General features: G+C 65.1%; 19 protein-coding genes. 12 read left to right on the top strand and 7 right to left on the bottom strand.

All coding sequences use genetic code 11. The annotated features are described in order from the left end of the window. Nucleotides 1-457 precede the first annotated feature (457 nt). The 3 genes from AC51BJ_RS19765 (at nt 458) to AC51BJ_RS19755 (ending at nt 3,987) form a co-directional block, all read left to right on the top strand. The gene (locus AC51BJ_RS19765; RefSeq protein ID WP_496281373.1) at nt 458-2,524 is read left to right on the top strand and encodes a carbon starvation CstA family protein; all 2,067 of its coding nucleotides are present in this window, start codon (nt 458-460) and stop codon (nt 2,522-2,524) included. A gap of 132 nt (nt 2,525-2,656) precedes the next feature. Further along, nucleotides 2,657-2,851: a YbdD/YjiX family protein gene (locus tag AC51BJ_RS19760; RefSeq protein ID WP_008059558.1), complete on the top strand. Its 195-nt coding sequence runs from the start codon at nt 2,657-2,659 to the stop codon at nt 2,849-2,851. Between the two features lie 104 nt (nt 2,852-2,955). Further along, nucleotides 2,956-3,987 (top strand): CobW family GTP-binding protein, encoded by a 1,032-nt coding sequence (locus AC51BJ_RS19755; protein ID WP_496281372.1) that lies wholly within the window; start codon nt 2,956-2,958, stop codon nt 3,985-3,987. A 36-nt stretch (nt 3,988-4,023) separates the two neighbouring features. On the opposite strand, the gene rnk is transcribed toward AC51BJ_RS19755, so the two are convergent. Next, the gene (gene rnk, locus AC51BJ_RS19750) at nt 4,024-4,461 is read right to left on the bottom strand and encodes a nucleoside diphosphate kinase regulator (RefSeq protein WP_496281371.1); all 438 of its coding nucleotides are present in this window, start codon (nt 4,459-4,461) and stop codon (nt 4,024-4,026) included. A gap of 367 nt (nt 4,462-4,828) precedes the next feature. After that, complete coding sequence (locus AC51BJ_RS19745; protein ID WP_430433780.1) at nt 4,829-5,146, bottom strand: cupin domain-containing protein; 318 nt, start codon at nt 5,144-5,146, stop codon at nt 4,829-4,831. Between the two features lie 165 nt (nt 5,147-5,311). Between AC51BJ_RS19745 and AC51BJ_RS19740 the strand changes: the two genes are divergently transcribed. The 7 genes from AC51BJ_RS19740 (at nt 5,312) to AC51BJ_RS19710 (ending at nt 10,361) form a co-directional block, all read left to right on the top strand. After that, nucleotides 5,312-6,298 carry a tetratricopeptide repeat protein gene (locus AC51BJ_RS19740; protein WP_496281370.1) on the top strand — a complete coding sequence of 329 codons (987 nt, stop codon included), beginning with the start codon at nt 5,312-5,314 and terminating at the stop codon, nt 6,296-6,298. Between the two features lie 30 nt (nt 6,299-6,328). Then, nucleotides 6,329-6,862 carry a MotA/TolQ/ExbB proton channel family protein gene (locus AC51BJ_RS19735; protein WP_496281369.1) on the top strand — a complete coding sequence of 178 codons (534 nt, stop codon included), beginning with the start codon at nt 6,329-6,331 and terminating at the stop codon, nt 6,860-6,862. Then, nucleotides 6,859-7,170 carry a DUF2149 domain-containing protein gene (locus AC51BJ_RS19730; protein ID WP_430433783.1) on the top strand — a complete coding sequence of 104 codons (312 nt, stop codon included), beginning with the start codon at nt 6,859-6,861 and terminating at the stop codon, nt 7,168-7,170. The genes AC51BJ_RS19735 and AC51BJ_RS19730 overlap by 4 nt, the downstream gene beginning before the upstream one ends. A 200-nt stretch (nt 7,171-7,370) precedes the next feature. Beyond that, complete coding sequence (locus AC51BJ_RS19725) at nt 7,371-7,544, top strand: DUF1328 family protein (protein ID WP_019918507.1); 174 nt, start codon at nt 7,371-7,373, stop codon at nt 7,542-7,544. Nucleotides 7,545-7,576: 32 nt separating this feature from the next. Beyond that, on the top strand, nt 7,577-8,140 hold the full coding sequence (locus AC51BJ_RS19720) for a ferritin-like domain-containing protein (protein ID WP_430433784.1): 564 nt from the start codon (nt 7,577-7,579) through the stop codon (nt 8,138-8,140). Between the two features lie 72 nt (nt 8,141-8,212). Continuing rightward, a complete protein-coding gene (locus tag AC51BJ_RS19715) occupies nt 8,213-8,410 on the top strand; it encodes a CsbD family protein (RefSeq protein ID WP_019918505.1) in 198 nt (65 codons plus the stop codon). 220 nt (nt 8,411-8,630) lie between these two features. After that, on the top strand, nt 8,631-10,361 hold the full coding sequence (locus AC51BJ_RS19710) for a GGDEF domain-containing protein (RefSeq protein ID WP_496281368.1): 1,731 nt from the start codon (nt 8,631-8,633) through the stop codon (nt 10,359-10,361). A gap of 11 nt (nt 10,362-10,372) precedes the next feature. Here the strand turns inward: AC51BJ_RS19710 and AC51BJ_RS19705 are convergent, their stop codons facing one another. After that, entirely contained in the window at nt 10,373-11,896 is a 1,524-nt protein-coding gene (locus tag AC51BJ_RS19705; RefSeq protein ID WP_430433786.1) for a GGDEF domain-containing protein, read from the bottom strand. Nucleotides 11,897-12,224: 328 nt separating this feature from the next. Here AC51BJ_RS19705 and AC51BJ_RS19700 point away from each other — a divergent pair, with 328 nt between their 5' ends. Beyond that, complete coding sequence (locus AC51BJ_RS19700; protein WP_496281367.1) at nt 12,225-13,025, top strand: DUF3014 domain-containing protein; 801 nt, start codon at nt 12,225-12,227, stop codon at nt 13,023-13,025. Nucleotides 13,026-13,645: 620 nt separating this feature from the next. On the opposite strand, the gene AC51BJ_RS19695 is transcribed toward AC51BJ_RS19700, so the two are convergent. Continuing rightward, the gene (locus tag AC51BJ_RS19695; protein WP_496281366.1) at nt 13,646-14,770 is read right to left on the bottom strand and encodes a helix-turn-helix transcriptional regulator; all 1,125 of its coding nucleotides are present in this window, start codon (nt 14,768-14,770) and stop codon (nt 13,646-13,648) included. 146 nt (nt 14,771-14,916) lie between these two features. On the opposite strand from AC51BJ_RS19695, the gene AC51BJ_RS19690 reads away from it, so the two are divergent. Further along, entirely contained in the window at nt 14,917-15,735 is an 819-nt protein-coding gene (locus tag AC51BJ_RS19690) for a hypothetical protein (RefSeq protein WP_496281365.1), read from the top strand. Between the two features lie 964 nt (nt 15,736-16,699). On the opposite strand, the gene AC51BJ_RS19685 is transcribed toward AC51BJ_RS19690, so the two are convergent. From AC51BJ_RS19685 to AC51BJ_RS19675, 3 genes are all read right to left on the bottom strand, one after another. Next, nucleotides 16,700-17,512: a suppressor of fused domain protein gene (locus AC51BJ_RS19685; protein WP_496281364.1), complete on the bottom strand. Its 813-nt coding sequence runs from the start codon at nt 17,510-17,512 to the stop codon at nt 16,700-16,702. A gap of 701 nt (nt 17,513-18,213) precedes the next feature. Beyond that, nucleotides 18,214-20,952, bottom strand: a complete 2,739-nt coding sequence (locus AC51BJ_RS19680; protein WP_496281363.1) for a YraN family protein — start codon at nt 20,950-20,952, stop codon at nt 18,214-18,216. A 339-nt stretch (nt 20,953-21,291) separates the two neighbouring features. Next, on the bottom strand, nt 21,292-24,183 hold the full coding sequence (locus tag AC51BJ_RS19675) for an adenosylcobalamin-dependent ribonucleoside-diphosphate reductase (protein ID WP_496281362.1): 2,892 nt from the start codon (nt 24,181-24,183) through the stop codon (nt 21,292-21,294). Nucleotides 24,184-25,133: the final 950 nt, after the last annotated feature.

Here is a 25,133-nt window from a genome sequence, read left to right as displayed (position 1 = left end):
ACCGCCGCTGTCGGGGTCAGAAGACCCCACCCACAGAACCCCGCCCGGGCTCCGGCCACCGATCGGGCGCAATCCCTCTCGGACTGGCGTTGGCCGCCAGGCTTCCGCTGCAACCTGGATGCTTTGATCAAGGCCGCTGTCGATGTCAAGACCCTCCCCAGCTAACCCCGGCTCCGGCTTAGGCCATATCCCTGTGGCACCGTTCTTCTTACCGCGATTCGGCCGCTGGGGTCCTTAAGCTTCGATACAGGTCCCAGTCGGGGTCAGAAGACCCCTCCCACAGAACTTTCCGCTCCAGCAACACGACCGCCCCCGGGTTTTCCCCTACGTGTTTGCACGGACCTCGCCTGCGTAGTGCCCCCGATGCGGCAGGTCTTGTATGAAAACCATACTCCGGGCAGGCCGCAAAGAGGCGGTCGGCAGGCCGGGCTCACCGGTCGCACCCGAGAGGAGACACATGAACAACCTTCTTCCCAAACTGGGCTGGGCGGCGCTCTCGCTGCTTGGCGCCGCGTCACTCGGCGTGGTCGCACTGTCGCGCGGTGAAACCATCAGCGCGCTGTGGATCGTGCTGGCGGCGATATCGGTGTACTTCATCGCCTACCGCTTCTACGCCCGCTTCATCGCCTACCGGGTGCTCGAAGTCGACGGCAAGCGCATCACCCCGGCCTGGGCCAAGAACGACGGCCTCGACTACGTGCCGACCAATCGCAACATCCTGTTCGGCCACCACTTCGCCGCCATCGCCGGCGCCGGACCGCTGGTCGGGCCGGTGCTCGCGGCGCAGATGGGTTATCTGCCGGGCATGCTGTGGATTCTCGCCGGCGTCGTGTTCGCCGGTGCGGTGCAGGACTTCATCGTGCTGTTCATTTCGACCCGTCGCGACGGCCGCTCGCTGGGCGACCTGATCAAGTCAGAACTGGGCGAGGTGCCGGGCGTGATCGCGCTGTTCGGCGCATTCATGATCATGGTCATCATCCTGGCGGTGCTGGCACTCATCGTCGTCAAGGCGCTGGCGCACTCGCCGTGGGGCACCTTCACTGTGGCGGCGACCATCCCGATCGCCATCCTGATGGGCGTGTACATGCGCTACATCCGCCCGGGCAAGATCGGCGAGATTTCCGTCGTCGGCTTCCTGCTGCTGATGGCGGCCATCGTGGTCGGCGGCTGGGTCGCGGCCGATCCGGTGTGGGGGCCGATGTTCACCTTCGACGGCACCGAACTGACCTGGATGCTGATCGGCTACGGCTTCGTCGCATCGGTGCTACCGGTGTGGCTGCTGCTGGCGCCGCGCGACTATCTGTCCACCTTCCTGAAGATCGGCACCATTGTCGGTCTGGCGCTGGGCATCTTCATCGTCGCGCCGCAGCTGCAGATGCCGGCCGTCACCAAGTTCATCGACGGCAGTGGCCCGGTGTGGTCGGGCAACCTGTTCCCCTTCCTCTTCATCACCATTGCCTGCGGCGCGGTGTCGGGCTTCCACGCGCTGATTTCGTCGGGCACTACGCCCAAGCTGCTGGACCGCGAAACCGACGCACCGCTGATCGGTTACGGCGGCATGCTGATGGAGTCCTTCGTCGCCATCATGGCGCTGGTCGCCGCGTCGGTCATCGATCCCGGCGTTTATTTCGCGATGAACAGCCCGGCGGCGCTGATCGGCAAGACGGCGCAGGAAGCAGCCACCGTCATTTCGCAGTGGGGCTTCGTCGTGACGCCGGAAGTGCTGACGCAGACCGCGGCCGACGTTGGCGAATCGACCATCATTTCGCGCGCCGGCGGCGCACCGACGCTGGCCGTCGGCATGGCGCACATCCTGCATCAGGTGATCGGCGGACAGGGCATGATGGCCTTCTGGTACCACTTCGCCATCCTGTTCGAAGCGCTGTTCATCCTGACCGCGGTCGATGCGGGCACGCGGGCCGGCCGCTTCATGCTGCAGGACCTGATGGGCACTTTCGTGCCGGCCTTCAAGCGCACCGAGGCACTGATTCCCAACCTGGTCGCCACCGGCCTGTGCGTCGCCGCCTGGGGCTACTTCCTGTACCAGGGCGTGGTCGATCCGCTGGGCGGCATCAACACGCTGTGGCCGCTGTTCGGCGTCGCCAACCAGATGCTGGCCGCCGTGGCACTGGTGCTGGCCACCGTGGTGCTGGTGAAGATGAAGAAGCAGCGCTACATGTGGGTGACCGTGATGCCCACCGTGTGGCTGCTCGCCTGCACGCTGACCGCCGGCTGGCAGAAGGTGTTCAGCGACAACCCGAAGATCGGTTTCCTTGCCCACGCCGCCAAGTTCAGCGCCGCCGCCGAGAACGGCGAGGTGCTGGCGCCGGCCAAGAGCATCGAACAGATGCAGCAGGTCATCTTCAACGACTACGTCGATGCGGCGCTGGCGTCGATGTTCGTGCTGGTCGTGCTGTCGATCACCTTCTTCGGCATCCGCAAGGTGCTTCAGGCCCTGCGCCACGAACACCCGACGGTGCGCGAAACGCACCACGGCGTACATACCGACCCGGTCAAGGCCTGAGGTCTTCCGTGATGCGTATGAACATGTCCTCCGGTCGATGGTCTGCCCCACAAGGACCGGCCGTCGTGTCTGCCGCGCACCTGCTCATCCTGCAGGCGCGTGGCGGGCAGGGCATGCACTGAGGGGCACCCCATGTTCAAGGACCTCGCGCGCATGGGTGAATACCTCGGGCAAGCTGCCCGACTCATGGTCGGCCTGCCGGACTACGATACCTATGTCCAGCACATGCGCATGAAGCACCCGGACCAGGCGCCCATGACGTATGAAGAATTTTTCCGTGAACGCCAGGAGGCGCGCTTCGGCGGCGCCTCCGGCAAATGTTGCTAGGCCGGCGTCCATGACGACGGCGGTCTTCACCGATGTACCACCCTCCTCCTATTGGCCGGGGTCGGCGCGAGCCCTCCCCGGCATCTTTTTTGGAGAGAGTCTCGATGACCCCTCATGAATCCATACCGGTCACTCTGCTGACCGGTTTCCTCGGCGCCGGTAAGACGACGCTGCTCAATCGTCTGCTGGCCGCCAACCACGGCCAGCGCATTGCCGTGGTCGAGAACGAGTTCGGCGCCGCCGGCATCGACGGCGCGCTGCTCGACCGCGCCGCGGTATCGGTGGTCGAACTGTCGAACGGCTGCATCTGCTGCACCGTGCAGGGCGAACTGGGTGACGCGCTGGCCGGCCTGCTGGCGCAGCGAGATGCCGGCGACCTGGCTTTCGACCGGCTCATCGTCGAAACCACCGGTCTGGCCGATCCGGCGCCGGTGGTGCAGACCTTCTTCAATGACGCGCGGCTGCGCGAGCGCTACCGGCTGGACGGCGTCGTCACCGTGGTCGACGCGGTGCATTTCGACGGCCAGTTCAGGCGTGAGCGCGTCGCCGCCTCGCAGGTCGCCTTCGCCGACCGGCTGCTCATTTCGCACGCCGATCTGGTGACGCCGGAAGCGCTGTACGAGCTCTGTACGCGGCTGCAGCGCGTCAACGCGCGCGCACCGCTCATCGTCGCCGGCAGCGCCGACGAGAGCTGGCGCGACCTGTTCTCGATCAAGGGTTTTTCGCTGGACGAACGCGGCCTGCCGGTGCGCGGCTGGCACCCGGTGTCGCCGCGCGCGATTTCCGGCATCGCCGGCATGGCGCGCAAATCGTGGGATGACGCGGTCGGCTCGCTGCTGCTCGAATGCGAAGCGCCGCTCGACCTGGAGCGCGTGTCGGCCTTCGTCGATGCGCTGATCAACGAGCACTCGGTCGATCTGCTGCGCTACAAGGGCATCCTGTCGATCGAGGGCGAAAACCGCCGTCTCATCTTCCAGGGCGTGCACCGCATTGCCGGTTTCGACTACGGCCGGCCGTGGGAGACGGGTGACGCCCGCATGAGCCGCGTCGTACTGATCGGCCGCCATCTGCCTGCAGAAGTCCTGCGCGCCCGCTTTCTCGCCACCGTCGCCTTACCGGCGGCCGAAGCGGCCTGACGCGCCAGGCGCCCGCTGCGCGGGCGCCTGCGCTGCTCATCGCGCGAAATCGCCGGCCCGTTCGGGCTGGTACACCACCTTGTCTATGCGCACGCGCAGCGTGCCGCCACTCGGTCCCGGCCAGTCGATCTCGTCGCCTTCGCTCAGTCCGAGCAGTGCGCTGCCGACCGGTGCCAGCACCGAAACCGTGCCATTGCCGTCGCCCACTTCACGCGGAAACACCAGCGTCAGGCTCTGTGTTTCGTTCGCCGGTGCGATGCTGAAGCGCACGGTCGAGTGCATGGTCACCACGTCCGGCGGCACTTCGCGCGAAGGCACGATGTCGGCGCGCAGCAGTTCGGCGGCCAGCGCATCGCGTCCGGGCATATTGCGCGCGGGCAAGGTCGACAGCAGCGCGTCGAGGCGATCGGCGTCCAGTTCGGTCAGCGTAATGTTGGGCTTGATGTTCGGCTTGGTGTTTGGCTTATTGGTCATGTATTCGGTCCTTGTACAAGGCTCGCCGCAAGGACGAGCAGCCGCGTGGCGCATCAATGCGCAGCGCGGCGGAAATTCGGGAAAGTGGCCGGAAGTGGCCGGTGTCGGGCACACGCGCCCGTCAGGCGGCGACGGTCTGGTGCAGCTTCAGATACAGACGGTCGCCGGGTCAGTCTCGCAGGCGCTCACCTCGTGCAGTCGGTGCGTGAGCGCCGCGCACGACAGACGAGTGCCGGCGCGCAGCAGGGCTGCGGTCGGATTCGGCTGGACAGAGGTGCGCAATGCGTTCACGGGAGCGGGCGAGGGGTGGGATCGTGCGAAGGGACGGACCGTAACATCGAAGCGCGCCGGCGGCAAGCCGCGCGCCTCACTCGACCAGCGGCGTGGGTTTCTGCGACGACACGAAGATGACCGCGTCGCTCAGCGCCACGACGTCGTGCTCCTCGCCGGCGTCCGTATGCAGGTAGTCGCCGGCTTCCAGATCGACGTCGCCGATGCTCACCCGGCCGGCGATCACCACTACCTCCTCGCCCCCCTGATGCGTGTGCCGCGGAAAGCGGCTGCCGGCCGTCAGCCGCACGAAGGAAGCCCGACCACCGTGTTCGGTGTTGCGGAACAGGCTGCGTTCGATGCCCGGAAAATCGGTGGCGGCCCAGCTGCGGGTGGCGGCCTTGTTGACCAGCATGGCGGATCTCCGCGGAAGACACGCTGCAAGTGTGCCGCGTTTCGTTGCCGTCGGTGGCCGCAGTGCCGGCCGTGGAGTTTGCCCGTCATTCCGGATTGATATTGCGCACGACCCGGAGCGTCGCGAAGCCTAGATTCTGTCCCGGTCCATTCCGGGAGTTCCTATATGCGTGCATCACCCAGGCAGCGCGGATGCAGCCGACTGCTGCCCGTTCTCGTCGCCGTCTGCGTGCAGTGGGCGCCGTTGCCGCTGGTCGCTGACGAGGGCAACCGTTTCTGCGGTGGCGCAATGCAGCCGGCGTCGCCGGACGACCTCGACAACGCGGTCGGCGAACTGTCGCTGCAGTACGTGGCGTCGCAGCCGGCCGGGCCGGTCAGCTGCGCGGCTGGCTACCTGCTGTCGAAATGCGGTGATCACGAAACGGCGAACAAGGTGTTCGACAAGTGCATCGCCGCCGGCTACACCGGCGCGCTGATCTGGAAGGCGTTGATGTACGAGAACGGGCAGGGCGTGCCGCAGGACCCGGTCACGGCCACCGAAATGCTGCTGCGTGCGGCGACCAGCGGCGACCCCTACTACGGACCGCTTGGCAAGATGCACTACGCCACCGCGCTGTACCAGGGGCGGGGCGTCGAACGCAATGTCGAAGAGGCCATGCGCTGGTTTCGCGAAGCGGCGGCTGAGGGCGACGAATCGGCGCAGGAGTTCCTGCGCACCGGCCACCACACCGCGGTGCGCGACGGCAGCGGGCAGGGCGTGGGCGAAGCGCCGGCGCCAGCGATGACGGCTGATGCCCGCGCGGATCTCGCCGCTGCCGACTTCCAGCTGGCCGCGGCCCGGGTCGATGAGGGCGCACCGGCGCCGGTCCGCGCGCGACGTCTGGGTGGCTCCGACACCGTGGCGCCGGAACCGGCCACAGCACCGTCGGCACCCTCTGCACCGCCGGCACCCGAGGCGGCACCCGCCGCTGGCCGCCGACTGGTCGAGGTGACGACACAGCCGGTTTCGCAGCCCGCGCCGGACCGACTCTGGCTGCTGCCATTGCTGGCCGCCTTCGCCGCCGGCGCGCTCGCCCGACTGCGGCAGCGCCCGGCTGTGGAGCCGGCACCGGCGCCGCAGCTTCGGCCGCAGCCGCTGCGCCGCGCCGCCTGAATCCTTTGTGCATATATATATGGAGCGGACATGACTTCATCGATTGAAGGCGCGCTTTACGGCGTCAGCCAGTTCTTCCTGACCCCGGTGCTGGTCGCTATCGCCGCGCTGTTCCTGTACGCCTTCTTCGCGCTCGGCGCCTTCGTCGTGCAGGCGCTGCAGCGGCGTGCCGGCCAGGCGGCGGGATTCGAACTGAGTCAGGTTGTGCGCGCCGACCCGCACATCGGCAGCGGCGAACTCGAAGTGATCGCCGCGCAGCGGCTGGAATGCGTGCGCATTGCCACCCGCGTGGCGCCACTGCTCGGTCTGGTTGCCACGATGATTCCGATGGGTCCGGCGCTGGCCGCGCTCGGCGACGGCGATCTGGCGGCGGTGTCCGGCGGGCTGGGCGTTGCGTTCTCGGCCGTCATCCTGGCGCTGATCGCCTCGGCCATGACCTACGCCGTGGCTCAGGTGCGGCGCCGCTGGTACGCCGCCGATCTGCTGCGCATCGAGCGTGAGCGCGCCGGCGACACGGTGGCCGAGCATCGTGTGCCGATGCTGCAGGCGGAGGCGGCACGATGAGGTCGCGACTGCTCGACGACACCGAGGACGACGACCCCATCCTGTCGGTGGTCAATCTGATCGACGTGTTCCTGGTCATCATTGCCGCGCTGCTGATCGCGGTGGCGCGTCATCCGCTGAACCCCTTCGCCGCCGGGGACCTGACCGTGATCCGCAACGCCGGCAAGCCGGACATGGAAATCGTCGTCAAGAAGGGCGACCAGCTCAGCCGCTTCCGCGGCGAGGGCGAGGCCGGCGCCGGCCGCGGCGTCAAGGCCGGCACCGCCTACCGGATGGAGGACGGCTCGCTCGTCTACGTGCCGGAGTAGGGCGTCCGCAGCCGCGCACACCGCCGCCACCGCTCACCTGCCCGCGTCGGACCACACCGACACGACAAAGGGATGCGCCTACAGGGCGCTGCCCGATCACCTATACGCTTCAAGGCGCCGTCCGCGCATGATTTAGTCATGCAGCGGCGGCGCCACAGCCTCCGCTCCGGTACCGACTTTCCTCACGCAAGGAGATCGTCATGCTGAAGTGGGCACTCATTTTCGCGATCGTATCCATCGTCGCCGGTCTGTTCGGCTTCACCGGCATCGCTGCCGGCGCCGCCGGTATCGCGAAGATCCTGTTCTTCGTGTTCGTCGCCATTTTCGTCGTACTGCTCGTGCTCGGTCTGCTGGGCCTCAAGGCAATCGACTGAGCCCGGCACGTTGAAACGCCAAGGAGAATCTCATGAACATCGCAAGCCTTCCGCTGTCCGATCCGGCGCCCGCGAAGGGGCCGCTCGAGCTTGACCACGCGGCATTGCAGCGCGTCCACCAACAGATGCAGGATGGCGCCGTCACGCCGGCCATGAGCCCCTGGGCGGCCGACATCGTGCGGCTGCTCAACGGCGCCCTGGCCACCGAACTGGTCTGTGTGCTGCGCTACAAGCGCCACCACTTCACCGCGACCGGACTCAATGCGCCGGCAGTGGCCGCCGAATTCATGGTGCACGCGAACGAGGAGGCGGGGCACGCCGACCGTCTTGCCGCGCGCATCGTGCAGCTCGGTGGCGAGCCCGATTTCAGTCCCGAGGGGCTGCTTGACCGCAGCCATGCCGCCTATGACGCGGCGCTCGACCTCAAGTCCATGCTGCGCGCCAACCTTCTCGCCGAGCGGGTGGCGGTCGAAGCCTACCGCCAGATGATTGCGCTCGTTGCCGACAAGGACCCGACTACCCGGCGTCTGCTCGAAGACATCCTCGTGGATGAGGAAGAGCACGCCGATGAACTGGCCGGTCTGCTCGAACGCTGACCGGTCTACCGATCCGCCGTCGCGCACGCCGCGCCGACCGGAACCTTCCGTCCATCCATGAAAGGAATCGCCATGAATACCGATCGTATCGAGGGAAACTGGAAGCAGATCAAGGGCAAGGTGCAGGAACAGTGGGGCAAGCTCACCGACGATGACTTCGACGTCATCGCCGGCCGCCGCGAACAGCTCGCCGGCAAGATCCAGGAGCGCTACGGCATCGCCAAGGACGAAGCCGAACGGCAGGTTCGCGAGTGGGAAAAGCGCCTCTGACCGAGGTCGCCGGCGTCGCTTCGGTGACGCCGGCAGGGTAGGGCCGCGGGCGCGGTGTTTGATCCAGGTCGTTGCAGGCGCAGCCGGCCGGGCTACACTGAGCGCCCTTCCGGGCACTCCCCGCAGTGCCCGGAACCCGATCCTCCTTTTCCGACAAGCACAAGAAGAACCGACCTGATACCCGCGCCGTGCAGTCCTTGCACGACGTTTTCCTTCCCGAATGCGCCTCCACCGACTTTTCTGGCTGGTCAGCCTCCTGCTCGCCTGCGCCGTTCTTGGCCTCTCGCTGCGCATCGTCGTGGTCGAATGGTCGCGTGCCGCGCAGGCGCGCAGCGGCCTGGAGGCGATGGAACACCTCGGTCATCTGCTGCTCGCCGCCGAGATGGCGTCGCGCGAGCGCGGGCCGGCCAACGGCGTGCTCGGCGACGACCTGCCCGGTGACCCGGCGAAGCACGAACGGCTGGCGCAGGCGCGAGCGCGCACCGACGATGCCTTCGCCGTGCTGGCGCGCACCGTGGGCACGCCGTCGGTGCCGCGCAACGAGGTGCGTGCGCTGATCGCGCGCGCTGCGCTGCAGCTGGCGCATGCGCGCGAGGCGATAGACCGCACCGCGGCGCTGCCTCGGGCACAGCGCAGTCCGGCCGCCATCAGCGAGGCCATCGGCAAGATGTTCGCGGTGATCGACGACCTGTCGCCGGCGCTGATGCGCCTGACCAACGAGGCGGTGGCTGCCTACCCGCGCGCCGCCGACGCGCTGATCGGCGCGCGCATCGCTGCCGATCTGCGCGAGTACGCCGGCCAGCTCGGTTCGCAGTTCACGGTGGCGCTGACCTCGCGGCAGCCGCTGCGCGACGCCGAACATGTCGAAATCGAACGGCTGCGCGGTCGGGTCGAGCAATTGCGCAAGCTGCTGGTGCAGCGCACCGAAGCCGCACCCGATCGCGTGCCGGTACAGACCGCGACCGCGACGATGCAGCTGCGCTATTTCGAATCCGCCATCCCCTTCGTCGAGGCGCTGACCGTGCACGGTCTGGGCGACGCGCACTACGGCATGGACGCCGCCGGCTTTGCCGCGCGCTACGTGCCGGACATGGATGCCATCGTCGCGCTGCGCGACGTGCTGATGGACGAAGCGCTCGAACAGGCGCGCAGCGGTCATGCCGAGGCGCGCGCGGCGCTGCTGTGGATCGGCGCGGGCAGCGTGCTGACGCTGGGGCTGCTCGCGCTCACGCTGTGGGTGGTGCATCACCGGGTGGTGCGCCCGCTGGAAGAAACCGCCGACCTCATCGTCGCCATTGCCCAGGGCAATCTGCAGCGCACGGTGCCCAAGCCGCGCCATCGCGACGAAGTGGCCGACGTGCTGCAGGCGATCAGCGTGCTGCGCGCCAACAGCATCGCGCGTGTCGCGCTGGAAGATGAGCGCCAGCGCCTGGTCGAACAGCTGCGCGACCAGTCCAACACCGACTTCCTGACCGGGCTGCCGAACCGGCGTGGCTTCTTCACGCTGGCCGAGCGCCACATTCCGAACCAGCAGCGCCACGGCTATCCGGTGGCGGTTGCGCTGTTCGACATCGACCACTTCAAGCAGGTGAACGACGGCTATGGCCACGTCGTGGGCGATGCGGTGCTGGTCGAGGTGGCGCGGCTGTGTGGCGAGCAGAGCCGACGCGGCGACGTGGCGGCGCGCTATGGCGGCGAGGAATTCGTCGTGCTGATGCCGCACACCGACGTCGCCAGCGCCATCCAGCACGCCGAGCGCCTGCGCAGCGCGATCGAGGCGCTGCGCATTCCGCTCGATGACGGCGGCGAACTGCGCATCACCGCCAGTTTCGGTGTCGCCGCCTGCCGGCCGGACGACGATTCGCTCGACGCCGCCATCGCGGCGGCCGACGAGTGTCTATACCGGGCCAAGCGGCAGGGGCGCAATCGCGTGGTGTGCGCCGCTGCCTGAGCGTTGCCGCGTCAGCCGCGGTGCACGGCGCGCAGTTCCTCGACGTCTTCGCTGGCCACCCGCACCACGCGGTTGCGGCCGGCGCGCTTGGCTTCGTACAGCGCCTGATCGGCCAGTCGCACCAACTGGTCCGATGTGTCGTCGTCGGCCGGCACCATGACGGCCACGCCGATGCTGGCCGTCAGCACGCCGAAGGGCGAGCGCACATGCGGCTGGCCGCGCGCCTGCAGTGCGGCACAGACGGCGTGGGCGGTAGCGAGCGCACCGTCGGCATCGACACCCGGAATGATGAAGGCGAATTCCTCGCCGCCATAGCGCGCCACCAGATCGGTGGAGCGGCGCACATGCGCGTTGATCACCTCGGCCACCAGGCGCAGGCAGTCGTCACCGGCGAGGTGGCCGTAGTGGTCGTTGTAGGGCTTGAACAGATCGACGTCGAGCAGGCACAGCGCCAGCGGTTCGCCGCTGCGCCGCGCGCGTGCCCATTCGGCTTCCATCGTTTCGTCGAAGCGGCGGCGGTTGGCGATGCCGGTCAGGCTGTCGGTGGCGCTCAGCTCGGCCAGTCGGCGGTTCGACGCTTCAAGTTCGATCGTGCGTTCGCGCACCTTGTCTTCGAGCTCATGCGCCAGCGCGCGCTGTTCGCGCAGCAGGATGGACAGCCCCATGCCGATGATGCTCAGCGTCAGGATGTACTCCTGCGCGCGCAATATGGTGTCGTGCGGCGACGCCGCGCCGAAGGGCTGGTGTCCGGTGGTGACCGACCACGCCGCGCCGAGCGCGATCAGCGCCACCGTCAGCGCGGTGCAGCGCGTGCCGCAGCGCACCGCCACCCACAGCAGCGGCAGCAGCAGCAGGTGCGGCGTCAGCGCGACGTGAAAGGCGGCGCCGGCATTGACCGGCTGGGTGAACAGCAGGGCGGCGAAGGCCAGCGTCAGCGCCATCATCGCGATGCCCGCCGGGCCACCGCGTGCGCCCTCCGGGTCGCGTCGCAGGAAGGCCAGCAGCAGCGGCGTGTAAATGAGCAGCCCGAGCGCGTCGCCGAACCACCACAGCAGCGTCAGGGTCGAGTAGGGCGCGCTGACCCGGTCCAGCGTCATCAGCACGACACCGGCCAGCAGCGAGGCGCCGAGCGACCCGAGCAGCGGTCCGGCCAGCAGGAAGCGGCCGAAGTCGTGGATGCGTTCGAGGCCCGGTGAAACGCCGAGCCGGCGCATCAGCAGATAGGTGAAGGCCACCTCGGACAGATTGCACAGACTGACCAGCGTTGCCTGCAAAGGCGGGAAGGCGGGGATGTTCGCGTAGATGTCGGACGCCAGTACCAGCGCTGCCATCCAGCCGCCGCGCGCGCCCTGCCAGTGCAGCAGCGCGGCCAGCAGTACCGCATTCGGCAGCCACACCACGACCTCGTTCTCCGGCGACATCGCGAGCGACATCGTCAGCTTCACGCTGGCGAAGTGCAGCAGCGGCAGCAGCAGGAACACGCGCCAGTCGGGGCGCGACGGAAGCGCAGCGGAAGTCGGAGCAATGAGGGCCACAGCGTCTCGGGGGCGTCGGGTGCTCAAGGCGCGCCAGCATGCCCGAACAGCCGGCCCGTGGCGAGACATGCGACGAAAAGTCACCGTCCGGGGGTGGCCCACTGGCGGAAAAGGAGGCGGGGAGAAGGCGGCCCGGTTGACTCGGGATTCACCGTCAAGCCATTGATCCGCCGAACAAACGTCAGCGGGGCGGCGTAAGCCGGACCGTCGCGGTGCACGCCCGGGCCGGGGCGGATGGCAGGCTGCCACATCCAGAAAATCTTTAGCCGGATATTCCACGCCCGATGCCTGTCCATCCTACTGGACCGCAACCGGGGAGGAGACCGACATGAAGAAATCAACGGCGGCAGTTTCGGCAGTGGTGGTGATTGTGGCCGGCGTGGGCGGTTATCTTTACTGGCAGCAGCGCGAGGCGGCGCCCGCCGATGCGCCGGCCCCGGTCGAGGCGCCCGTCGCCGCGGCACCCGAGGTTCCGGCGCCTGCGGCCGAGCCGGCGCCACACTACCCGATCGCCGCGCCGGAAGTCGCAGACGCTGCAGGTGCCGAGGTCGATCCGGACGCGAAACTGCTGGCTGCGTTGCGCGCGCTGTTCGGCGCCTCGGTCGACACGCTGTTCAACACGACGGACATCGTCCGGCGCATCGTCGTGACCATCGACAACCTGCCGCGCGAGAAGGTGGCGCGCCGCCTGATGCCGGTGAAACCGGTGCCCGGCCCGATGGTCGTCGCCGGCAGCGGCGACGCGCGGGTGCTGGACGAATCCAACGCCGCCCGCTACAGCAGCTATATCCACCTGGTCGATACCGTGCCGACCGCCGCCGTGGTCGATGCCTACGTGCGCAACTACCCGGCGTTCCAGCAGCGCTACGTTGAACTGGGCTACCCGGACGGCTACTTCAACAATCGCCTGGTCGAGGTCATCGACCACCTGCTGGCCGCGCCCGAACCCGCCGGCCCGCTGCGCCTGGCGCAGCCCAAGGTGCTCTACACCTTTGCCGACCCCGAGCTGGAAAAGCTGTCGGAAGGGCAGAAGATCCTGCTGCGCATGGGCCCGGACAATGCTGCGCGAGTGAAGGCCAAGCTGCGCGAGATCCGGGCTGCGGTAACGAAGCAGGCGCCGGGCGGGTAACCGACCCGATGCGCTTACAGCAAGAGCGGTCTGCTGACGCGGCCAGCATCGAAGCCCGCGGACCGCGGAGGCCGAGTCGCGGTCAGAAGACCGCTCCTACAGGAGGAGTCGCGCGACCGGCGGCCGGAGCCGTGGCCGGTGTTTTGTGGGAGGGGTCTTCTGACCCCGACAGCGGCCGTGATCTGCAACGGCCGCATCGCGACTAAAGGTCGCTCCCACAAGGATCGCTTCCTGTTCGGCGCCGGAGCAGGGTTCTGTTGGAACGAGCTTGCTCGCGATTGCGGCGGTGATCGAGGCCAGCGGCAAGCACCCGCCGGGTCGCGGCCAAGGCCGCTCCCACAGGGTCTGTGTCCGATTCGCAGCCGGGACCCTGGTTCTGTGGGAGGCGTCTTCTGACCCCGACAGCGGCGGTGATCTGCAACGGCCGCATCGCGACCAGAGGTCGCTCCCATAAGGACCGCTTCCTGTTCGGCGCCGGAGCAGGGTTCTGTGGGAGCGAGCTTGCTCGCGATTGCGGCGCTGATCGAAGCCAGCGGCAAGCACCCGCCGCATCGCGGCCAAGGCCGCTCCCACAAGGATCGCACCCGACCTATGGCGGGGACGCGCTCGGGCGTTCTCCGTCAGACGCAGCGGGCCAGCAGGGCGACGACTTCGGCCTGACGGTGGGTGCCGGTCTTGGCAAGAACGCGCTTGAGGTGGGAGCGGACCGTCGCCAGACCGATGCCCAGCCCGGACGCGATTCCTTCCAGTGAGCGCCCCTGCGCCAGCGCCGCGGCGACTGCGGCTTCGGTCCGTGTAAGGTCGAACAGCGCGCGCAGCTTCTCCAGATCGGTCGGCGCCTCCGGGTCGCGGATGAACACCAGCGCGGCTGGCCCGCGGTCGCCGAACACCGACAGCGACGGGCGCAGCGGCGCGATCTCGAGCACCAGCGGCAGCCGACCCATACGCGGAACGCACAGCGCGGCCCCGGCATCGCCCGGCTCGCCCTGCGCGACATCGACCGCCGCGCGCACCCGTGCCGACAGCGCATCGCGCAGCGCCGGTTGCCGCAGAACGAGGCATCCGCCATGCACCGCCAGTTCGGTGTTACCGCGCAACAGCGCGTCCGCCATCGCGCTGGACAGCATGACGCGGCAGCGCGCATCGACCACGATCACGCCGGTATCGACGCGGTCGAGTGCCTGCAGTGCGGTGGCATGCGCCTGCGACAGCGCCGACAGGCGCCGACCCAGCCGCAGCGCGCGCTGCAGGTGCGGCAGCAGCAGCGCGACCTTGCGGCGCTCGACTTCGGTATAGGCGCCGGCTTCGCGCGTGCGATGGATGCCCAGCACGCAGATGACCCCATCGGCCGCCTGGAACACCGCGCCCAGCATGTGGTGGATGTCGAGATGACGTAGCCATTCCTGGTAGAAGCCGCTGCGCGCCTGCTCTTCGGGCGTCACCAGATCCTCGTCGGTGATGACCCGTGACAGCCCGTGAGCGACCGAGCGCTCGACCCACAGATCGCGCCGGTGCCAGTCCTCGGCCCAGGCCCGGTCGCGCTCCGCGACCACCAGATTGTCGGTGCATTCGAGCAGATCCACCCGCGCGCCGTCACCGTGCAGCTTGATGACCGTACTGGTCGAATCGAGCGCCTGTGCGGTGCGCGTTGCGGTGCCCGGCCACAGGCTGCTGTCCAGCGCGGCGTCGTAGTAATGCGCGATCAGCGCCGACAGGCGGGCGTCGGCAAGTTCCGGTGAGGACATGGGTGACGCCTCCATGAGCGGGTTTCTCCCCTGTTTGGGGGGCGCAAGCGCCCCGTACGGATTTCTACCATAGCGCACCGGCATCGCACGACGCGAACCTCACGGCGGCGATGCGACCGCCGGGATCGAATGACAGGAGCCCTTCCATGCAGACACGAGCCGTTCTTTTTCGCCTCGCCCTGGCCGGCGCGCTGATCGCCGGAGCCTTGCCCGCGCAGGCGCAGAACGCCACCACCCCCGCCGCGAAGCTCGACATCGCCGGCGTGCGCATCGGCATGACCGAAGCCGAAGCCGTCAAGGCCGTGCAGTCCTTCGACGCCAGCGCGAAGCTGAAGCGCACCCTCGCCACCTTCTCCTACTTCGACGGCGTGAACTCGCTGGAGTCGCCGGAATTCCTCGACCAGATCGGCGTCACGATGGCCGGCTCGGGCATCGGCATCTGGTTTGCCAGCCCGCCGGCAGAACCGCGCGTCATCGCCGTCATGCGCCGCGCTTCGGCGCCGCAGCCGCCGGGCAGCGAACAGATGATGTCGTCGCTGGTCGCGCGCTACGGCCCTTATGCCGCACGCACCCCGCCGGTGGCCGGCGGTCGCGCCGTCGTGCACTGGAGCGAGGAAGGCAAACCCCAGTGCAGCGTGGACAAGGATCGCAAGGGCCAGCGCATCCCCTGGAACAACGCCATGGGCACGCTGCTGCAGCCGGGTGCGGTGAAGGTGCTGGAACAGTACGCACGGCAGCGCGTGCCGCATCTGGTCGACGCCCTCGGCCCCAAGCCGGACGTCGCCCGCTGCGGCATCGTGCTGCGCTATGAATGGAACAACGAGCCGGTGCAGAACTTCGAAGCCTGGCTGGTCGATCAGGGCGGCATGGTCGCCAGCAGCCGCAGGTCTGCCGAGTGGGTGGAACAACTGAAGGCCGAGGCGGTGCGCAAGCTGAAGGGGCAGGGGGCGGCGCCGAAGTTCTGACGGGGCGGTGTGTGCCGCTCGTATCGAGTGGCGCGCCCGCGCAGATGCCACGTCGGCACGGGTCACTCAGAACCCACTTCCGATGCCGGATATGCGACTGCAAGAGCACGATCCGGAGAAACCAGACTATCGCTCCGTCTTGATTATCGGGGAGTCAATATATGGAGTTAGAGACCCTCACCAGACTGCCTCTTCGAATTCTTTTGGTCATCCTATGCACTGCGACGCTCCTCAAGCGACACAAAGCGGCGCCAGACGCTCGCAACAGTCAACACAACAGCACTGGCGACCCAAAGGTAGAAACCCCACGTGTACTCATAGATGCGCTGGCAGCCGCCCCCCCCTTTGTTAGCCGGAATACAGAGAGAGTTGAAGCGAAAGGTATCTAGCATGAGGATGAGTGAGCCAATTGACCACCACGGCGAAGAAGCTACCTTCTCCAGCGTGAGTGAGATCCACGCAACGATGATCGCTAAATTTGCCAGTCAGGCCGCGCACAGAAAATACACTCCCAGCCATCCGATCCCGAGGAATTCCAGTCCGGATACGAGCGTACGTCTGACCTCGAAAGGGTATGCCCCCACCACTGCCGCGGGCAAACTCAAACTCGCTAAGTACAGCGTCACGCTCACAGCCACGGCACCGTATGTCGTGCGTCGCACTACGTCTTCTTTGGACATGTGAGGCCTAACGATGCGCGAGAAATACCCCGTTGCAGGGCGGATGGTTGCTGCCGGCCTTCGGCGGTACGAAGTTGTTCATCATCGTTTCAGTTCCGCGATCGCCGTTTGATAGTCGCTCCCTGAGGGCCATCCCCGTCGCTGCCGGGCGTTCTCGAAAAACCAAACCGGGGGTAGATCACGGTTTTCTAAGTCAGTGTTCGAAAAGTTCTTGAATGAAAACGTGGCACGTCTTCTCATGTGGAATGACCGGCCACACGGCGTCGGCTGGAGGGGTGCTGCCATTACTTTCCGAACCAACCCTTCGCTTTGGCAACGTTTACCCGCTTCGTATCAAGGACAAACCCGATTTCCCGCTTCTCAAACCGCTCTTCCAGCACGTCGGCCCCCTTCTTGAGCTTGAGGTCCATTTCCTCTTTGTACAGCGGCGTCAGCACATAGAACGAAATCATGTCCCCGGACTTTGCCCGGAGCTGGAAGAAGTCTTTGGGCAGTGAATACGGTGGCGTGAGCATTGCGCCGACAAAACCCGTATTTGCGATGGGCTCCGGCGGGTCCCCATTGGGAATCGAATGCCCCCACCCGATCCACGTCTTGTACTCATGGGGCAGGCGCCCGATCATCTTGAGCCACCTTACCGGCCAGTAGTTCGCTTCGTTCTTGAGCGATTCCTGGTCGAGAGGCCAGTCACGCGGCAGAGCGATAAGAAGCTCAACCCTTCGGAACTTCTGCATGCCCTCAGGAACATTCATCGGTTCGTCGCTTACACCGCTGGTCACCAGCACGTGATAGGGACGCTCCGCCGTAGCAGGAACGATCAGCACATCAAGATGGACCAGATCGGACAGGACTTCGTGGTAGACGGACTCAATCTTCCCGATGTACTTCTCGACGTGAGCTTCCACCTCTTCCAGGTTTTCTCCGGGGTGCCGTGGAGCGGTCCGTTCCGGGCCGCGCGGCTTGTGGCGATAGATGGGACTGCCGGATTCGGATCTCTCTTCTTCGTGCGACATGGTCCCCTTCCTGTCGGCGGAATGGACGGTTGGTACTGCTGCGAGCATCGCTACAAACAAGAACACTGCGGTGAGGTATTTCATGACGGCTCGCGTGGAGGTGCGCGGCCTGCGCTGCCTTTCGCGCAGGTCCGCACGACAGCAGGGTCAGCCCTTTCGGGCAAGGATTCCATACACATGGTAAGGGGCCTCGGAGACAACTAACTGCTCTGGAATGGGTTCGGTGTTTCCGTTCAGATGCACGTCGAGCCCATCGAAATTTCCCTTTGCATCCGCATAGACGATGAACTCAAGGGACGCGCCGGGTGGCTGCTCTGCCGGGAACTCAGCGAGAAAGACAGCCTGACCTCTCCCGGAAGGCGGAGCGATTGGAGCGGCTTGCGTTCCCTCCTCAATAACTATGTTGAAACTGTTACAACCACACTCAGAAAGGCGTGTGATCTTCCCGGCGTTGAATTGCGCGAGAAGCGCTTCGCCAGCAACGAACTCAGGGCATTTCGCAATGAACTTTGTCCAGTGAGCGGCGGTTTCGGCGCTGTTCGTGATGAGAGGACTAACGCTGAAAATCGGGAAATATATGCGAGTCGAAATAGCGATAGGACTATGATTATGTCGCCCCACCAGAGATTCAGATTGCCGAAAATGTGGTCGGTCCCCTATTGTTCGATGCGCTCTCTGAAATATATGGGGTCTGACCCCAATAATGCACGTTATTGCTATTGATGAGGGTCTGTGTACGAATGGTTTGGCATCAGCTACGCCACTGGGGAAGTTTCATTGGTGCGTCAAAATTTCACGAAACCGAGATCCTCAAGCCATTTCACCCATACCAATACGCCGCTGCCATAACGCCTCATTGACGCTTCTGAAACGTCCATCTGAAAGCGTGTCTCGAACGTCTGGCCAACCTCGAAGCCACCAACATCGCAGAACTTTCCCTTTAATTCTAGGGCGACACGTACAGTCGGTTGCGCCAAGACGCTCAATGCCAGCCACGCCTCCTCGCTTCCGCTACGTGGACGGTCGAGCAAGACGGGATCAACGGTCGAGGTCACAAGTCGCAATGCTCGAAGAACATAGAGTGCGTTTCGATCCGATGGCTCGCGGCGGTAAACGGGTTCGCGCAGCCTTTTTACCACCTCGAGAACTCGACTTGGCGGAGCCTCTCCAAGAAAAAATCTTCTCCCCTTACGGCGGCGTCCCTCGGCGCGAAACTGGCTGAGATCGATTGGTGCTCCTTGATCTACCCGGTGCGTAACGAGATCAGCGCTATCGACAGTCAAGATGCCCAATGACTGGAGCCATAGAACCATTCTCCTAGAGATCGCTGCGATAGTCTTCTTAGCGTACTCGTCGGTCGAGAATTCGTGCGACCAAAGGCTAATAAGCGTCACTAGGGGTACTTGACGAAAGCCCTTGCCGTGAGTGTCGATTGCCTTTCGAAGAAGCGCATGTGATCCGAAGAAACGAAACGCTGCGCCAAGTGAATCGCGGACGGAGGTATGTAGCAGTCTAAGGCGCTCGTTCTTCCTGTCGTAGGAGCACACGCCCATCATGACCAAATCTCTTGCCACATTATCAATTGTTCCCGACTGCAGCCCCAGTTTGCCGCCAAGTTTGGAGATGGCGGAAATGGTTGAACAAGCCTCAATCACTAACTTGGCAGTGTTTGGCGAGGAAACCGGTACGTATCGAGCGGGTATAGCAGGCACCTGCTTGGAAAGAACAAAGTCACGAAAGATATCCCAGTAAAGAACTAGCTTTCCCGAGTTTCGAACAACTAATCTTCGGTGAATGAGCGAGTCAACAGTCTGGTCTCCAAACTGATCGACAACCTTAAAGTGATCTGCCGGAGAGTCGCCGGCGATCCGCTCTAAACAAGCGATTTGCCTATGGTCAAGATCTGCAAGATCTTTGTTGAAGAGCGCTTCAACATCCAACGCTCTATTCAACAATTCACGCTGTGCTGCAGGTCTTGATTGTAAAACCTGAAAGACGTGGACGCACAATTTCTTTAATAGCCAAGGATAACCTTGGCAGTGTTCGCCTAGAAGGCGTCTCAGTCCATGTTCAATTGGTGCGTTTACTTCTTGGGAAAGCCGGCCTAATAGCTTTGAGATGTCACTCTTTGAGAATAGAGGTAGCTCGAACTCACGACGACGGTCCGAGAAGGAGTGCCAGACGTGGTAAGCAGGATGATCGGTCGGTATTGAACCATCTGTCTTCCACGAGAACCCAAGAACGATGGCCTCGTCAGCAGACTCCACGGCTGCGCAAAGCATTCGGATCTGAACGAAGAGTTCCGCGAGTTCTTGTTTGGTAGTTATTTCTTCGAACTGATCGAAGAAGAGCACGATTACTTTCTGCTTCTCTTTCAGTTCCTTAAGAATCTTCTGTGTGGATTCGTCGCTAAAGGGCTGACCGGCGGATGCAACTCTGCACGTCGCCCCTGGCTCAGCGACGAAGCCGGACGCAATGGCCTCGTCTAGGCACCGCTTTAGTGCCAGTTCTGGGTAACGAGGTGAACTCGCAGTGCGACAGTCGACCGCGTACAAGAAGACTCGCTCCCTGTTGCGTCCTTGTTGGCATACAGATCTGAGTTTGACCAAGAAGGAACTCTTTCCCCAGCCTGAAGGGGCCTTTATGGCTAATAGGCGTGTTAAGGACTGACCGGTTCTTACGTCGTCGAAGTAGTGCACGATGTCTTTAAGAAGCTCATCTCTTCCAACGAAGTCTTCCGCCCGTGCTGGCCGGTAGTCGGACCAGTCGTCTGCAACAGGTACCGGCGCGATGCTGTCAAGTTCCTCGCGAAGGGACGTGTCGGCGAGAGTTGTAAGGGCTAGAAGGTCGTCTCCGCCGGAGACCCATTCCAACGACTTCAAATTCGAGTCGCGTGATGAAAGCTGCTGTAGCAGAGCAGTGTTGCTAACTGGAGCTCCATCACTCGCACTAAACGCAAGAACAGTGTCAGCAACACCTGATTTTGGACCGATCGCAGATACTGCCCAGTACTCCCCAAGATCGGTAATGCAGAGTGTGTAACTGCTCAGGACGATGTGCGAGGGCGGGAGGCGTAAGGTATCCGCTGCAATGATCTGGCCTGTCGACACTAGAAGGTCGATGAGTTGAACAGGCTCCCAGACTCGCAGACGCTCGCGCTTCTCAGGGCTCTTTAGACGGTGCTGCTCAACAAGACCAGTTGCATCCTTGCCGAGTCGGCCGGTTGTGATTAGCCAGCCGGACTTGTACTCCTCGTTAAATGCAAGGTTGCCCATCAGCTTAGTTAGAACGTCGGCGGTTATGGTTTTGTCTCTATACGCTTTGCATTCGACAAGAACTTGGGTGCCGGTCTGTTTGTCTTGTGCGATTACATCGATCTCGCAGCCTGTGACCCGCACGTTTGTTCGAATATGCTCGTACTGCAAGGCGGTCAGAACGCGCTTGACCAAGTCTTCAAGAAGGGCGCCGCGCTCGGTGCTCGAGTCCCCTTCCTTAACTGTCACTTCGATGTGAACATCTGCCACCTACCTGCTCCCGTTCGCACAACTCTTTAGGTTGATGAATGCCTCACCCTTTTGCACAACTCTGACATCGGGTTCTATATTTAATTTTCTAAGATTAGTGTGGCGTCTGCTCATGGCATGAACAAACCCGAAACCGGATACGCCACCCGATGACACCCAGCGGAGCGTAGCTCATGGCGCGAATCTCCCTCCTTGCATCATCCGTTTGGCCGGTTGGGCGACGTACTTTTTGCGCCGCGACCGCGGGTTTCAGTCCCGTCCGGGGCTCAAAAAAATAGGGCCTGTCTTCCGACAGGCCCTTCTTCATTCATCGGCGATGCACCCTCCCGGACGCAGGCGTCAGCCGCAACTCCCCACCGCCCCGCAGGCGGTGCAGAAATCGCAGCCGTCCTTGCGGATCACCGACTGGTTGCCGCATTCATTGCACAGCGCGCCCTGCATCAGCTTGGGTTCGTCGTCGCCGCGCGGGGCTTCGAGGATGCCCATTTCGCGGGTGGGGTAGCCGTCCTCGTCGAGGATGCCCAGCATGGCGTAGCGGTGGATGATGAGGCGGGCGACGTAGGCGACAGTCGAGGGCCAGTTCTGCTGGCGGCGGGTGCCGGGCACGAAGGCCATGAAGTCGCCCAGCGGTTCCGGGTAGCTGATGAGCTTGCGCAGCTTCATGCCTATCCAGGCCGGGTCCATCACGCGCATGTCGAGCGCGAGGATGCGGGTGAGGCCGTCGAGCGCGCGCGGGTAGTTGCCGGACAGCCACACCGAGTAGGGGCGGGTTTCGCCGCCGGGCAGCGTGATTTCCTTCAGGCCGAGCACGAAGTCTTCGCTGGTGGCCGGATTGCTGATGTCCACCGTCCAGCTCAGCGTGCCGTCGGTGCCGGTCTTCGGTTCCTGCACGGCGAACAGGGTGTCGAGCACCGGCGTCGGCGCTTCGCGCTCGAGCGCGCCCAGCTTGTCGCAGCGATAGCGGATGACATTGGCGAAGGCGGCGACCACGCCCGGCATGCGGCGGTGTTCGCCGGTCGGCGGGAAGGGCAGGTCGAAGCTGGCGTCGCCGACGGTCTTGGCGAGCACGTCGAGCTTGAGCTTGAGCCAGCCCGGATCGTTGGCGCGCATGTCCATCGACAGCGTCTTGGCGACGGCGCCGAGGCCGCGCGGCTGGTTGGCGCCATTGACCCACACTTCGAAGGGCAGCGGCTGGATGCGGCCGTCCGGGCCTTCGTTCTCGGTGTGGCCGACGAAGAGCGCGAATTCGCCGCCCGGCGTCTTCAGCATATAGGTCCAGCTCGGGTTGCCGTCGCTCATGTCCGGCCGGCCGGGCCAGCGCAGGCTGGCCAGCACCGGCGCCGGCAGCGCGCCGATCGACAGGCGCTGGTTGGCGCCGCCAGTGACCAGTTCGACGTCGTGCGGCTGCTTCTTCTCTTCGCTCTTCGGGGTCTCGACCGACAGCACGCTGCCGAGCACGCTGTTCGGGCGGTAGGTGGCGAGGCCCTTGAGGCCGGCTTTCCAGGCCGCGAGGTAGAGGTCCTCGAAGTCGGCGTAGGGGTAGTCGGCCGGCACGTTCACCGTCTTCGAAATCGAGGTGTCGATGTAGGGCGCGACCGCGGCCACCATGTCCTTGTGCGCGGCGGCGGAAATTTCCAGCGCTGTGACGAACCAGGGCGGCAGCTTGTCCATGTCGCCGCCGAGGTGCTTGTACAGGCGCCAGGCGTAGTCCTCGACCGCGTATTCCTTGAAGGTGCCGTCGGCCATGCGCTTCTTGCGCGTGTAGGTCCAGGAGAAGGGCGGTTCGATGCCGTTGCTGGCGTTGTCGGCGAAGGCCAGCGAAATGGTGCCGGTGGGCGCGATCGACAGCAGGTGCGAATTGCGCAGGCCGTGCTTGCGGATCTGCTCCTTCACCTCGGCCGGCAGGCGCGACGCGAAGTTGCCGCCCGACAGGTACATGTCGGCGTTGAACAGCGGGAAGCTGCCGCGCTCCTTGGCCAGCTCGACCGAGGCGAGGTAGGCGGCGTCGCGCATCACTTCGGAAATGCGCGAGGCCATCAGCCGCGCCTCCTGCGAGTCGTAGCGCTGGCGCAGCATGATGAGGGTGTCGCCGAGGCCGGTGAAGCCGAGGCCGACGCGGCGCTTGGCCATCGCTTCGTCATGCTGCTGTTGCAGCGGCCAGTGCGTCACGTCGAGCACGTTGTCCAGCATGCGGATGGCGACCGCCACCACTTCGCGGAAGCCGTCGAAGTCGAATTCGGCGGCTTCGGAGAAGGGCCGCTTCACGAAACGCACCAGATTGATCGAACCCAGATCGCAGCAGCCATAGGGCGGCAGCGGCTGTTCGGCGCAGGGGTTGGTCGCCTCGATGCGCTCGCAGTAGTAGAGGTTGTTGTCGCGGTTGATGCGGTCGAGGAAGAGGATGCCCGGCTCGGCATGGTCGTAGGTCGAGCGCATGATCTGGTCCCACAGATCGCGCGCACGCGGCTTGGCGTAGACCCACAGGCCGTCCTCGCGCTGGTAGGCGCCGGCCGCCTTCAGGTCGGGTGCCGGTTCGGCCTTGTGCACCAGGTCGACCGTGGTGTCGGCTTCGACCGCCTTCATGAACACGTCGGTCACGCCGACCGACACGTTGAAATTGGTCAGGTCGCCGCCGTCCTTGGCGTGGATGAACTGTTCGATGTCCGGGTGATCGCAGCGCAGCACGCCCATCTGGGCGCCGCGGCGGCTGCCGGCCGATTCCACCGTTTCGCACGAGCGGTCGAACACGCGCATGTAGCTGACCGGGCCGGAGGCGCGCGACTGCGTGCCGCGCACGCGGGCGCCGACCGGGCGGATGCTGGAGAAGTCGTAGCCGACGCCGCCACCACGGCGCATCGTTTCGGCGGCCTGGGCCAGCGCGGTGTAGATGCCGGGGCGCTCGTCCTCGATTTCGGTGATCGAGTCGCCGACCGGCTGCACGAAGCAGTTGATCAGCGTGGCGGTGAGGTTGGTGCCGGCGGCCGAGCTGATGCGGCCGGCGGGCACGAAGCCGCGGTCCTGCGCTTCGAGGAACTTCGCTTCCCAGTGCGCGCGGCGGTCTTCCGCCTCGGCCTGGGCCAGCGCCTTCGCCACGCGGCGGCGCACTTCGGCGACGGTGGTTTCGCCGCCCTTGGCGTACTTTTCGATCAGCACTTCGCCTGAAATTTCCTGCTCCGGCAGGCAGGCGATTTTTTCCTCTTCGGTCAGTGGGACAAGATCGATCTGTTGCATGTGTGGGCTCCTCCCTGACGTGAATCTTTCGATTCTAGGCCGCTGATACGAGGTCGGACAGCCTTGACAGGGGCGCGTTCCGGCGGTCGTCCGCGCCCCTGCTGGCATTGGCTGCGATGCCCACGGCCGGGCGGGCGATTGCGGTGCACCATGACAATGCGAGGGCGCGGGGGTGGGGAAAGACGTGGCGGTAATTACCTCTGGTCACGGGCGGCACTCCTTTTGAGAGCAGTCTTGGCCGCGTCACGGCCGTCGTTGTCCGCCGGCTTCGATGCCGGCCGCTGTCGGGGTCAGAAGACCCCTCCCACAGAACATCGGCTCCGACCGCCGACCGGGCGCGGTTCCTGTGGGAGCGGCCTTGGCCGCGATGCGGCCGCTGCTGTCCTCAGGCTTCGATGCAGGCAGCTGTCGGGGTCAGAAGACCCCGCCCACAGAACCCCGGCTCCGACCGCCGATCGGGCACGGTTCCTGTGGGGAGCGGCCTGGGCCGCGACGCGGCCGCTGCTGTCCGCAGGCTTCGATGCAGGCCGCTGTCGGGGTCAGAAGACCCCCCCCACAGAACATCGGCTCCGACCGCCGATCGGGCGCGGTTCCTGTGGGAGCGGCCTTGGCCGCGATGCGGCCGCTGCTGTCCTCAGGCTTCGATGCAGGCTGCTGTCGGGGTCAGAAGACCGCTCCCACAGAACATCGGCTCCGACCGCCGACCGGGCGCGGTTCCTGTGGGAGCGGTCTTCTGACCGCGACTCGGCGGTTGCAGGCCGTCGGCTTCGATTCAGGCTGCTATCGCGAGCAAGCTCGCTCCCACGGGGTCGGCGTCAGCCGTGCAGGACGCGGTTGCTGCGCCGGGCGAAATAGAACCACTCATTGCCCGGTGTGGCGCCGGGATTCGGGAACACGATGAAGCCGTCGCGCTGGGCGCGCACTTCGCTGCCGTCCTCGCGCGTGCCGAT

Source organism: Methyloversatilis sp. S146-33, from assembly GCF_059552495.1.
The sequence above is the reverse complement of the archived record's forward strand: the minus strand, read 5'-3'. Positions and strand labels throughout refer to the sequence as shown.